The following is an 11803-nucleotide window of genomic DNA, read 5'->3' on the forward strand; positions in this document are numbered from 1 at the left end:
GGTCGGATACCGACCCAAAGGGTCTCTTCGGTCCGATCCGGACCACCGGCCGGTGGGGGCGGGCCGCGCAGTTCCCCGCGCCCCTGAAAAACGGGCGCGGCCCCCCGCAAGGGCACCCCCCGGACGGGAGGAAGCGCGCCCCCGCGCAAGGGCACCCCCCGACGGGGGTCAGGACCCGGGGGTCCTGGGGGCCGGGGTCTTCGTGCGGTCAACCGCCGGAGGCGCTTGCTCTTCCTCGAAGTCGATCTTCTTCATCTGCTTGCCCATGTTCTTCATGAGGAACCACAGCCCCGCGGCAATCGCAGCGAAGATCACGAATCCGAGGAGACCCGGCGTGACCTTGTCCTGGTTCACCTCGGCGAGGTGAACCAGGGGGTGGCCGGAGACGGCGTGGGAGGCCTGGGATGCAATCACGCCTCCCATTGTCGCCTAGGCCTTCCTGATGCCTGCAAAGAGGTCGTCCTCGGGGAGGGAGACGTCCACCCGGGACTTCGCGAGCTCGTAGTCCTCGTAGGGCCAGACCTCCTGCTGGAGGTCCATGGGGACGCGGAACCAGCCGCCGTCGGGGTCGATCTGGGTGGCGTGGGCGAGCAGCGCCTTGTCGCGGATCTCGAAGAACTCCGCGCACGGCACGTGGGTGGAGATGTTGCGCTCGGGGCGGGAGAAATCCTCCCAGCGCTTGAGCCACTCCCCGTACGGGGATTCCATGCCGCGTGCTTCGAGGGCCTCGTGCAGCGCGAGGGTGCGGGGCTTGTTGAAGCCCTGGTTGTAGTAGAGCTTGAGCGGTGTCCAGGGCTCGCCGGCCTCGGGGTAGCGCTCGGGGTCGCCGGCGGCGTCGAACGCGACCATGCTGATCTTGTGGGTCATGATGTGGTCGGGGTGCGGGTAGCCCCCGTTCTCGTCGTACGTGGTGATGACGTGCGGGCGGAAGTCGCGGATCAGCTTCACGAGCGCGCCGGCCGCCTCGTCGACGTCCTGGAGGCCGAAGCAGCCCTCGGGCAGCGGGGGCAGCGGGTCGCCCTCGGGCAGGCCGGAGTCGACGAAGCCGAGCCAGGACTGCTTGACGCCCAGGATCTCGCGCGCCAGGTCCATCTCGCGGGCCCGTACCTCGTGGATGTGCTCCTCGATGTAGGGGTCGCCCTGGAGTTTGGGGTTGAGGACCGAGCCGCGTTCGCCACCGGTGCAGGTGGCCACCAGCACGTCCACCCCCTCTGACACGTACTTGGCCATGGTGGCGGCACCCTTGCTCGACTCGTCGTCGGGGTGAGCGTGTACGGCCATCAGTCGAAGCTGCTCGGTCAAGGCTGCTGTCCTCAAAGTCCGGTGATCCGTTGAACCCCCTCGATCGGCGGAGAGGGCACGCCTCCTATAGTGACCGAGCGGGGGGACGAATAATTCCGCGGCCAGTGAACGGGAGTGACGATCATGACGGCTGTGCAGGCCGGTGCGACCGGTACTCCGACGCCGCCCGCGGGCCGCTACGGCCCCGGCGCCGACGCGCGCGCGGACCGCAAGCTGCGGATCGCCGCGATCGTGGCGGGTGTGCTCGTCGCGGCCGGTGTCGGCTGGTACGGCTACGACACGCTCTCGGGTGACAAGGTCAGCGCGCAGGTGGTGGCCTTCGAGGCGGTGTCCGACCAGGAGGTGCAGATCCACCTGGAGGTCCACAAGGGCAAGGACGCCGTCACGGTGTGCACGCTGCGCTCGGTGGACGCCGACCACAACGAGGTCGGCCGCAAGGACGTCCGGATCGACCAGCACACCAAGCAGGTGGACACCCTGGTCACGGTGCGCACGACCGCCCGCGGCGAGACCGGCGAGCTGCTCGGCTGCACCACTGCGTCCGGCAGCTGACCGGGCCGTACGACCCCTTTCCGGGCCTCGGCGGCGGCCGTCCGGGCGGGCGATTTTCTGACGCGTTCTGCGGACTTATCCGCTCCCGTCCGTCCCCGGTAATTGTTAGGCTCGTGGTTTCGTCCCGGCTACCGGTGGCAATGCAATTCTTCACGACAGTACCGACGAGGAGCACTCTGTGACCCAGACCAGCGACAACGTCACCTGGCTGACTCAGGCGGCGTACGACCAGCTCAAGGCCGAGCTGGCCCACCTGTCTGGTCCGGCGCGCGCCGAGATCGTCGCCAAGATCGAGGAAGCCCGCCAGGAAGGCGATCTCAAGGAGAACGCCGGTTACCACGCGGCGCGCGAGGACCAGGGCAAGCTGGAGCTGCGGATCCGGCAGCTCACCCAGATCCTGGAGACGGCCAAGGTCGGCGAGGCCCCGGCGGACGACGGTGTCGTCGCCCCGGGCATGGTGGTCACGATCGCTTTCGACGGTGACCCGGACGACACCCTGACCTTCCTGCTGGGTTCGCGCGAGGGCATCTCCAGCGACCTGGAGACGTACTCGCCGCAGTCGCCGCTGGGCCGCGGTGTGGCGGGCAAGCGTGCGGGCGAGGACGCGACGTACGAGCTGCCGAACGGGAAGTCGGCGTCGGTGAAGGTTCTGGAGGTCAAGCCCTACCAGGGCTGACCCGCGGGGACGAGCGGGACGCAGCGGAGCCCCCGGCGGTCCGGCCGCCGGGGGCTCCCGCATGTCCGCGGGCGGTCCGCGAGAACAGCGTCAGGCCGTTCCGCGGGCTGTCCGCGGAGCGGCGTCAGGCCGTCGCGGAGCGGTACTTGTGCACCGCCCAGGTGCGGAAGACGGCGATGATGACCAGCGACCAGATCAGCGACGCCCACACCGGGTGCTCCATCGGCCAGGCCCCGGACTGGCTCACGCCCGGGTTGCCGAAGAGCACGCGGGAGGCCTGCACGGTGGCGCTGAACGGGTTCCAGTCGGCGACGTGCCGCAGCCACGCGGGCATGAACTGCGTCGACACGAAGGCGTTGGACACGAACGTCACCGGGAAGAGCCAGATCAGGCCGCCGGAGGTGGCCGCCTCGGGGCTGCGCACGGACAGGCCGATGAGCGCGCCGATCCAGGAGAACGCGTAGCCCAGCAGGAGCAGCAGCGCGAAGGCGCCGAACATCTTCGGCAGCCCGTTGTGGATCCGCCAGCCCACCAGCAGGCCGACGCACGCGAGCACCACCACGGTGAGCGCGGTCTGCACCAGGTCGGCGAGCGTGCGGCCGGTGAGGACGGCGCCGCGGGCCATCGGCAGCGAGCGGAAGCGGTCGACGAGGCCCTTGCTCATGTCGTCGGCGATACCGGCGCCGGCGCCCGCGGTGGCGAAGGTGACGGTCTGCGCGAAGATGCCCGCCATGAGGAAGTTGCGGTAGTCGGTGGCGCTGGTGGAGTTGCCGACGTTGACGGAGCCGCCGAAGACGTAGCTGAACAGCACCACGAACATGATCGGCTGGACGAGGCCGAAGATCACGACCTCGGGGATGCGCATCATCCGCAGCAGGTTGCGCTTGGCGACCACGAGCGAGTCGTGGGCGGACTGCGTGATGCCGCCGCGCGGCTTGGGCGCCAGCGTCAGCTGCGGGGTCTCGGTCGTGGCGCTCACTTGGCGCCCTCCTTCACGGTGCTGCCGGAGGCGGCGCCTTCCCCGGACCCGGACTCCTCGTCGTCGTCGCCGTTCTCCGGCACCTCGGCGGCGTGGCCGGTGAGGGAGATGAAGACGTCGTCGAGCGTCGGACGGCGCAGGCCGATGTCGTCGATCTCGACGCCCTGGGCGTCCAGGTCGCGGATGATCTCGGCGAGCAGCTTGGCGCCGCCGGTGATGGGGACGGTGATCCGGCGGGTGTGCTGCTCGATCTTGGTGTCGCCCTTGCCGTGCTGACGCAGGGCGCGGGCGGCGTCCTCGATGCGCTCGCGGTCGTGGACGACGACCTCGACGCGCTCGCCGCCGGTCTGCGCCTTGAGCTGGTCGGAGGTGCCGCGGGCGATGACCTTGCCGTGGTCGATGACGCAGATGTCGTGGGCCAGGTGGTCGGCCTCCTCCAGGTACTGCGTGGTGAGCAGCATGGTGGTGCCGCCCGCGACCAGGTCCTCCATGACCTCCCACAGCTGCTGGCGGTTGCGCGGGTCGAGTCCGGTGCTGGGCTCGTCCATGAACATCACCGGCGGGCTGACCACGAGGGCGGCGGCCAGGTCGAGGCGGCGGCGCATACCGCCGGAGTAGGTCTTGGAGATGCGGTTGGCGGCGTCGGCGAGGTTGAAGCGCTCCAGCAGCTCGTCGGCCCGCCGCCGGGCGGCCTTGGCGCTGAGCTGGTAGAGCTCGCCGACCATCTGGAGGTTCTCGCGGCCGGTGAGGAACTCGTCGACGGCGGCGAACTGGCCCGACAGGCCGATGTGCCGGCGGACCTCGTTGGGGTGCTTGACCACGTCGATACCGGCAACGGTCGCGGTGCCGCTGTCCGGCTGGAGAAGTGTGGTCAGGACGCGGACGGCGGTGGTCTTCCCCGCCCCGTTGGGCCCGAGCAAACCGAGGACCGTGCCTTCCGGCACGTCAAGGTCCACTCCCCCCAGTGCCCTGACATCGCCGAAGGTCTTGACCAGACCTTCGGCATGGATGGCGCCCGGCATTTTTCGCTCCCGTCCCTCGCGTTGCATAGCGTGCGCTTGGTGCGTGAAGCCCTCGTGGTGCCCGGAGGGCTGCGACTGCTGGTTGGCTTGTACGGCTGTACGGCTGTACGACTACGGCTGTACGACCGGTCGGTCGGCCGAAACTCATCGGCTGCCGCTCGACAGCCGATGATCGCCTGATGCCCCGCCCTGCGCGAACGGATAAACGCCAAAACTTCTGACGAACCCGGCGAAACCGGTGGGAACCGGATGCGCCAGTGCCGTACGCGGACGGCCGGGGTGGCACTTTCGCGATACACCGCGAGAATGCCAGACGCGATATATCGCGTCAACCCTGGCGCGTACACGACCGGCGACGGACCCGCGCGGGGTCAGGCGATGACCACGTACCCGGCGTCCTCAAGCGCCGTGCCGACCGCGGCGCAGTGCTCGGGACCCTTGGTCTCCAGGTGCAGTTCGACCTCCGCCTCGGTGAGCCCGAGCCGCGGATCGGTCCGCACATGACTGACGTCCAGCACGTTAGCGTCGACCACTGACAACACCCCCAGGAGCGTCGCGAGCGCCCCCGGGCGGTCGGTCAGCCGCAGCCGCAGCGAGAGGTAGCGGCCCGCCGCCGACATGCCGTGCCGCAGGATGCGCTGGAGCAGCAGCGGGTCGACGTTGCCGCCCGACAGCACCGCGACGACCGGCCCCTCGTACGCGTCCGGCGCGGCCAGCAGCGCCGCGACCGGGCTGGCCCCGGCGGGCTCGACGACCAGCTTGGCGCGCTCCAGGCACAGCAGCAGCGCCGACGACAGCTCGTCCTCCGAGACCGTGACGACGTCGTCGACCAGGTCCCTGATCAGCGCGAACGGTACGTCGCCGGGGCGGCCGACCATGATGCCGTCGGCCATCGTGGCGACCTGGCCGAGCGCGACCGGGCGGCCCGCCTGGAGCGAGGGCGGGTAGGCCGCGGCGCCCGCGGCCTGCACACCGACGATCCGCACATCGGGCCGCAGCGCCTTGACCGCGACCGCGACACCAGCCGCGAGGCCGCCGCCGCCGATGCCCACCACGATGGTGCGCACCTCGGGGCACTGCTCCAGGATCTCCAGGCCTACCGTGCCCTGCCCGGCGATGATGTCGGGGTGGTCGAAGGGGTGGATGAAGACCGCCCCGGTCTCCTCGGCGTAGCGGATCGCGGCCCGCAGCGTCTCGTCCACGACCGTGCCGTGCAGCCGCACCTCGGCCCCGTAGTCGCGGGTCGCGGCGACCTTCGGCAGCGGGGCACCGACGGGCATGAAGACGGTCGAGCGCACCCCGAGCAGCGAGGCGGCGAGCGCGACGCCCTGCGCGTGGTTGCCGGCGCTGGCCGCGACCACGCCCGCGGCGCGCTCCTCGGGGCGCAGGCCCGCGATGCGCACGTACGCGCCGCGGATCTTGAAGGAGCCGGTGCGCTGGAGGTTCTCGCACTTGAGGTGGACGGGCGAGCCGATGACGGACGACAGATGGCGGCTGCTTTCCAGCGCGGTCGTCCGGGCCACGCCGGAGAGCATCTTGTGGGCGCCACGCACGTCGTCGAGGGTGATCGGGTGGGTCGCGGCGGAAACCGGTCGTTCCATACGACCAGTCTCGCAGCCGGTTCGGCGCGGGGCGCGCAGGGTGGGGTGACACGCCCGGGGGCAGGGGTGCGCCGCGGGCCGCACGGCAGGGTCAGGACCCGGTTGCGGTTTGTGCGTGCGGGGTAACTGGGGCGGTCCGGCCGCGTACTCTTCATCCCAACTTCCCGCCCCTTCGAGCCTCTTATCCTCCCGACGATCCTCCGCACCACCCCCGTTCCACCGCACCACCCCCGTTCCACCGCGCAGCACCACCCTCCCTCTTGTTGAATCGACAGAACGCGAGCTTCAAGGTCATGTCCAAACCGACGGAGACCTCGACCGAACTCCTGGAGCGCCTCCAGCACCAGGTGGCCCTCTTCGCGCGCCGTGCCGAGCAGACCCGGCTCGGCGGCGTAGGCAAGGCCCGCAACTCCATGGACCGCGCCGCCTACCTGCTGCTCAACCGGCTCGACCGGGAGGGCCCGATGGGCGTCAAGGCGCTCGCGGAGTCCATGGGCATCGACTCCTCGACGGTGACCCGGCAGGTGGCCCCGCTGGTCGACACCGGCCTGGTCAAGCGCACCTCGCACCCGGACGACGGGCGGGCCGTGGTGCTCGCGGTCTCGCCGCGCGGCCGGGCCCGGCTGGACGACGTACGCGACTCGCGCCGCCGGCTGATGGCCCAGGTCACCGAGGGCTGGACGGACCAGGAGCGGGAGCTGTTCACCGCGCTGCTCATCCGCTTCAACGCCGGGCTCGCCGACTGGCACGCCGGGCTCAGCCGGGGCGACGACGACCCGGCGGTGCAGGGCGCGGCCAGCGGGGCGGGCGGGGCCGCCGGGGCGTGAGCGGCCGGGCCGGCGGGGCGGCGCGCGCGCCGGGCGCGAGCCGGTGGTGAACCGGCCGCAAGGGGGGCGGGCACAGGTCTTGACCCGGAACACCCGGTTGCCGTCCCATGGCCGCGTGGGGAAGCGCCGGGCGGCAGCGGAGACCCGACGGGACGCCGAGTTCGCGGCGTTCACCGCCGGGGCGGCAGGACGCCTGCTGCACACCGCGACCCTGCTCACCGGCGACCGCGAGCAGGCCGAGCGGCTGCTCGGCGCGACGCTCGCCCGCTGTTACGCGGACTGGCTGCGGATGCGCTCCGAGGACCCGTACGACCAGGCGCGGGCCGAGCTGGTGCGGCGTTTCGCGTCCCGTCCGTTCTGGCGCAGGCCGCACGGCGGGGTGCTGGACCGGCTGACCGCCCAGGAGCGGATGATCATCACGATGCGCTACTTCGAGGGCGTCGCCGAGGAGCAGACCGCCGCGCAACTGGGCCTGCCCACCGACCGGGTCCGGGCGATCTGCGCCCGCGCCGCCGCGACGCTGCGCAGCCGCCCGCCGGGCCCGCCGCCCCGCAGCGTGGCCGAGGTCCGCGCGGGCGACGGGTCTCCGGCCGGTGGCCGTCCGCCCCGCGAGGTGCACGGGGCGGCCCGGTGAGCCCGGCGCGCAACCGGCGTGACGACGAGGTGCGCAGGCTGCTGGACACCCCGCATCCGATCGTGCCCGCGGGCCTGGTCGCGCACGCGACCGCGCGGGGACGGCGTACGGTCCGCCGCCGCCGGGTCCTCGCGCGGGTGCTGTGGGTGCTGCTGGCGGCCGCGCTGGTGGCGGGGATCGTGCTCGCGGTGCTGTACGGGCCGGACGACACGGGCGGCGGAGGCGGCGGTGGCGGAGGCGGCGCGGGCGACGGCACGTGGTGGGGGCAGACGGTCCTGGCGCGCGTCCCGCCGCCGCTGTTGCCCCGCCTGCCCCGTGTGCCCCTCGTGCCCCTCGTGCCGTGAGGTGAGGGTGGTGCTCAGCCGAGCGCCTGCGTGAGGTCGGCCAGCAGGTCGTCGGCGGATTCGATGCCGACCGACAGCCGCACCAGGTCGGCGGGCACTTCGAGCGCGGAGCCCGCCGCGGAGGCGTGCGTCATCCGGCCGGGGTGCTCGATGAGCGACTCGACGCCGCCCAGCGACTCGCCGAGCGTGAACAGCTCCGCCCGGTTGCACACCTCGACCGCCGCCTCCTCGCCGCCCGCGACGCGGAAGGACACCATGCCGCCGAAGGCCCGCATCTGCTTGGCCGCGGTCTCGTGGCCCGGGTGCTCGGGCAGGCCCGGGTAGAGGACGTGGGTGACCTTCGGATGGGCCGTCAGCAGTTCGGCGACCCGGGTGGCGTTGGCGCTGTGCCGGTCCATGCGCACCGCGAGCGTCTTGATGCCGCGCATGACGAGCCACGCGTCGAAGGGCCCGGCCACGGCGCCCATCGCGTTCTGGTGGTAGGCGAGTTCGTCGCCGAGCGTGGCGTCGGAGGTGACCAGGGCGCCGCCGACGACGTCGGAGTGGCCGCCCATGTACTTGGTCGTGGAGTGCACCACGACGTCCGCGCCGAGCGCGAGCGGCTGCTGGAGGTAGGGGCTGGCGAAGGTGTTGTCGACGACCAGCCGCACGCCCGCCTGCCGGGCGACCCCGGCGAGCGCGGCGATGTCGGAGATGCCCAGCAGCGGGTTGGACGGCGTCTCGACCCAGATGACCTTGGTCTCCGGGCGCAGCGCGGCGCGGACCGCCTGGACGTCGGAGGTGTCGGCCACCGACCAGGACACGCCCCAGCGCTCCACGACCCGGGAGAAGAGCCGGAAGGTGCCGCCGTAGGCGTCGTTGGGGATGACGACGTGGTCGCCGGGCGCGAGGACCGTCCGCAGCAGGCAGTCCTCGGCCGCGAGACCGGAGGCGAAGGCGAGGCCGCGGCGGCCGCCTTCGAGGGCCGCGAGGTTGGCTTCGAGCGCGGTCCTGGTCGGGTTCGCCGACCGGCTGTACTCGTAGCCGCCGCGCAGGCCCCCGACGCCGTCCTGCTTGTACGTCGACACCTGGTAGATCGGTGTCACGACGGCGCCGGTGGCCGCGTCCGCGGGCTGCCCGGCGTGGATGGCCAGGGTCTCGAACTGGCCGCCGTGCTGATCGGTGTGCTGATCGCTCATGCCGCCGAGGGTAGTGCCCCGGCGGCCCCCGCACGGCGGTTCACCCGCCGGTACCACAGGCCCGTCGCGATCAGGGCGACGAGTGCCGCGCCCCCGGCCGCGCCGCCGAGCTTGAGGCCGGGCGGGGTGAAGTCGCAGGCCAGCGTGGTGGTCCTGCCGTCCAGCGGCACCGCGATGAGGCCGAGGTACTTGTGGGCGGGCCTGGCCGAACCGCCGCCGGCCGAGCAGCTCCAGCCCTCGATCCGGGGAACGGCGACGAGCGCGGTGCCCGTGCTGCCCGCCGGGAGGGTGGCCGAGAGGTGGTGGCCGTCGATGTGCACGGCGGTCGCCCCGGTGGCCGTGAGCTTCTGCACGGCGGTGGTCAGCCGACCGCGGTCCAGGCAGCCGAGGGGCTGCCGCGGGAGCCGCAGGTGGCCGAAGAAGCCGAGCGCGACCCGGGCCTGCCCGGAGGCGGGGACGGTGCCGACGGGCACCATCGGGGCGCGCACCGCGGGCAGGTGGCCGTCGACGCCGACCGGCGTGCCGCCGTCCAGGGTCGCGGTGCCCTTGAACTGCGGGGCCCAGAAGAACACCTGTGCGCCGGGCGCGCAGGTGGCGGTGAGCAGCGCGGCGCCGGTCCCGGTGCCGGCGGTGGTGACGTGCGGCTGGTCGTAGACCTTCGTGCCGAGCAGGAGTTCCTGGTTGCTGAAGGCGGAGTCGGTCCACCGCGGGGCCGTACGGGCGAGGTCCAGGTCGGGGCGGACGGTGACCAGCGGCGGGACCGGGGTGGTGGTGGACGTCGTGGTGGCGCGCGGCAGCGCGGTGCTGCTGGGCTTCGCGGTGGGGGTGGAGTGCATGCGGGTGCCGATGGAGAAGATCGCGTCGGTGACCGGGTTGTCGAGCGTCACCGGGTGGCGGCCCTTGGCGTAGTAGCCGAAGCCCAGCTCGGACAGCGTCCAGGAGGTGATGTCGGAGGTGAGGCTGCTGTAGTACTCGGCGCCCTGGCCGCCGACGACCAGTTCGTCGTTGCCGCCGGGCACGTCGCCGGGGTCGGTGCGCGAGCGCGGCCAGTCGTCCTTGGCGGCGACCGCGGCGGCCATGTCCTGCTGGGCCGGGCCGAGCCGCGGCGTCCAGGACACCTCCTTGAGCTGGTCCTTGACGACCCGGCTCGCGGACACCGCGGACTCCCCGCCCTGCGCGAGCAGCAGCAGGACGACGGCGGCGGCCGGCAGCGCCCGCGCGCCCCACCCGTACCGCTGCCGGAGCAGCAGCGCGGCGGCTGCGGCCAGCCCGAGGAGCAGGGCGAGCGCGAAGACGCGGTAGGTCCAGCGGTCGTCGGCCTCGCGGCCGTGCCCGGCGAGCGCGATGAGCAGCACCAGGGCGGTGCCGCCGAGCAGCGCCGGCAGCGCGGGCAGCCCGTCGGCGGCGGACAGCCATCCGGCGATCAGCAGCAGCCCGCACAGCACGAAGGTCTGCCGGTAGGGCACCCCGTTGGGCGAGGCCCCGGCGTGCCAGACCAGGTGGGTGGGCTCCCAGTTGAGCGACAGCGTCACGAGCACCGCGGCGGCCGACCACCAGGCCCGTACCCGTACCGCGACCGCGCGGTTGAAGGGCAGGGTCAGGGCGAGGACGAGTGCGGGGGTGCCGATGTAGAGGGCGGGGGTCGCGGTGCTGGTCGTCGCGGGCAGGAAGCGGGCGGCGATGTCGGCCCAGGCGGCGGGCTCGAAGGTCACCTTGGGGGTCGGGTCGGCGACCTTGGTGGCCTTGAAGATCACCAGCACCAGCGGGGCGGCGAGCCCGACGCCGATGAGCATCCCGCGGGCCGCGTGCAGCAGCGTGACCAGGCGCTTGCGGGCGGTCTCGCTGCCCTCGGTGGTGAAGAGGCGCACCAGCAGCACGATCGCGGCGCCGAGGGTGGCCATGTAGGCGGTGTAGAAGTTCGAGATCCAGGCGAGCGCGACGACCAGCGGCGCGATCACCGGGCGGCGGGCGGTGCGCGCCCATTCGCCGACCAGGCACAGCATCGGGAAGGCGAACAGGCCGTCGAGCCACATCGGGACGACCGCGCCGTTGTCGAGCGTCCAGCCGGACACCGCGTACGCGGCCCCGAGCAGTGCGGCGAGCGGCCAGGGCCCGCGGCGCAGCCGCAGCAGCAGCACCGCCATCGCCGCTCCGGCCGCGGTGACCTTGGCGACGGTGATGACGTAGAGCGCCAGTTCCGGGCGGTCGGCCGGGAAGAGCACGACCATGAGGTCGAAGGGGCTGCTCAGGTAGGTGCCGATGTCGCCGAGGAAGTTGGTGCCGAAGCCGGAGTTCCAGTTGACGAAGAGGTCGCCGTCGGCGCCGCCGGTCAGCACCTTGCGCCAGTACACGTGGTAGGGCAGGTACTGGTTGCCGAGGTCGACGACGTTGCGGGTGTGCGAGCCGAGCGGGTAGCTGCCGGCGAGCGCGCCGCCGAGGCAAAAGAGCACGCAGGCCAGCACCGCGGCCCCGGCGCCCGCCCGCAGCGCGGTGCTGCCCAGGGCCCACGCGCGCAGCCGTCCGCCGGGGGCTCGCGGCGGCCGGGGGGCAGGGCCTGCGGGGTTCTCCTGGGCCGATACGGCCTCGGCTGCGGACACGGGTCCTCCGGGTTGTGGTGCGCTGCGCGTGGTGCGTCCGGCCCGCGGGTCCTGTCACCGCACGGGTGCGACCAGCCATCCCACACCGGCC

At 72.6% G+C, this 11803-nt stretch carries 12 protein-coding genes; 5 read left to right on the top strand and 7 right to left on the bottom strand.

The window, feature by feature from the left end:
* Positions 1 to 168 precede the first annotated feature (168 nt).
* Together ACWERV_RS30495 and mca are read right to left on the bottom strand one after the other, a co-directional pair.
* On the bottom strand, positions 169 to 423 hold the full coding sequence (locus ACWERV_RS30495) for a hypothetical protein (RefSeq protein ID WP_452939172.1): 255 nt from the start codon (positions 421 to 423) through the stop codon (positions 169 to 171).
* Between the two features lie 6 nt (positions 424 to 429).
* Positions 430 to 1302: a mycothiol conjugate amidase Mca gene (gene mca / locus ACWERV_RS30500; protein ID WP_452939175.1), complete on the bottom strand. Its 873-nt coding sequence runs from the start codon at positions 1300 to 1302 to the stop codon at positions 430 to 432.
* A gap of 123 nt (positions 1303 to 1425) precedes the next feature.
* Between mca and ACWERV_RS30505 the strand changes: the two genes are divergently transcribed.
* Together ACWERV_RS30505 and greA are read left to right on the top strand one after the other, a co-directional pair.
* Complete coding sequence (locus ACWERV_RS30505; RefSeq protein WP_398182288.1) at positions 1426 to 1854, top strand: DUF4307 domain-containing protein; 429 nt, start codon at positions 1426 to 1428, stop codon at positions 1852 to 1854.
* A 178-nt stretch (positions 1855 to 2032) separates the two neighbouring features.
* Positions 2033 to 2530, top strand: coding sequence for a transcription elongation factor GreA (greA, locus tag ACWERV_RS30510; RefSeq protein WP_398182285.1), 498 nt, complete (start codon positions 2033 to 2035; stop codon positions 2528 to 2530).
* A 124-nt stretch (positions 2531 to 2654) separates the two neighbouring features.
* Here greA and ACWERV_RS30515 read toward each other — a convergent pair whose 3' ends face one another.
* The 3 genes from ACWERV_RS30515 to ilvA form a co-directional block, all read right to left on the bottom strand.
* Positions 2655 to 3509, bottom strand: coding sequence for an ABC transporter permease (locus tag ACWERV_RS30515; protein WP_398182282.1), 855 nt, complete (start codon positions 3507 to 3509; stop codon positions 2655 to 2657).
* Positions 3506 to 4531, bottom strand: coding sequence for an ATP-binding cassette domain-containing protein (locus tag ACWERV_RS30520; protein WP_452939178.1), 1026 nt, complete (start codon positions 4529 to 4531; stop codon positions 3506 to 3508). Before ACWERV_RS30520 ends, ACWERV_RS30515 begins: the two co-directional genes overlap by 4 nt.
* A gap of 371 nt (positions 4532 to 4902) precedes the next feature.
* A complete protein-coding gene (gene ilvA / locus ACWERV_RS30525) occupies positions 4903 to 6132 on the bottom strand; it encodes a threonine ammonia-lyase (RefSeq protein WP_398182276.1) in 1230 nt (409 codons plus the stop codon).
* Between the two features lie 293 nt (positions 6133 to 6425).
* Between ilvA and ACWERV_RS30530 the strand changes: the two genes are divergently transcribed.
* From ACWERV_RS30530 to ACWERV_RS30540, 3 genes are all read left to right on the top strand, one after another.
* Entirely contained in the window at positions 6426 to 6959 is a 534-nt protein-coding gene (locus tag ACWERV_RS30530) for a MarR family winged helix-turn-helix transcriptional regulator (RefSeq protein WP_398182273.1), read from the top strand.
* A 115-nt stretch (positions 6960 to 7074) separates the two neighbouring features.
* Positions 7075 to 7593, top strand: a complete 519-nt coding sequence (locus ACWERV_RS30535) for a sigma factor-like helix-turn-helix DNA-binding protein (RefSeq protein WP_452939181.1) — start codon at positions 7075 to 7077, stop codon at positions 7591 to 7593.
* A complete protein-coding gene (locus ACWERV_RS30540; RefSeq protein ID WP_452939184.1) occupies positions 7590 to 7937 on the top strand; it encodes a hypothetical protein in 348 nt (115 codons plus the stop codon). Before ACWERV_RS30535 ends, ACWERV_RS30540 begins: the two co-directional genes overlap by 4 nt.
* A gap of 14 nt (positions 7938 to 7951) precedes the next feature.
* Here ACWERV_RS30540 and ACWERV_RS30545 read toward each other — a convergent pair whose 3' ends face one another.
* Together ACWERV_RS30545 and ACWERV_RS30550 are read right to left on the bottom strand one after the other, a co-directional pair.
* Positions 7952 to 9115, bottom strand: a complete 1164-nt coding sequence (locus tag ACWERV_RS30545) for a cystathionine gamma-synthase (protein WP_398182263.1) — start codon at positions 9113 to 9115, stop codon at positions 7952 to 7954.
* A complete protein-coding gene (locus tag ACWERV_RS30550; protein ID WP_452939187.1) occupies positions 9112 to 11712 on the bottom strand; it encodes a YfhO family protein in 2601 nt (866 codons plus the stop codon). The genes ACWERV_RS30545 and ACWERV_RS30550 overlap by 4 nt, the downstream gene beginning before the upstream one ends.
* Positions 11713 to 11803 lie beyond the last annotated feature (91 nt).

This window comes from Streptomyces sp. NPDC004031 (genome assembly GCF_053604375.1).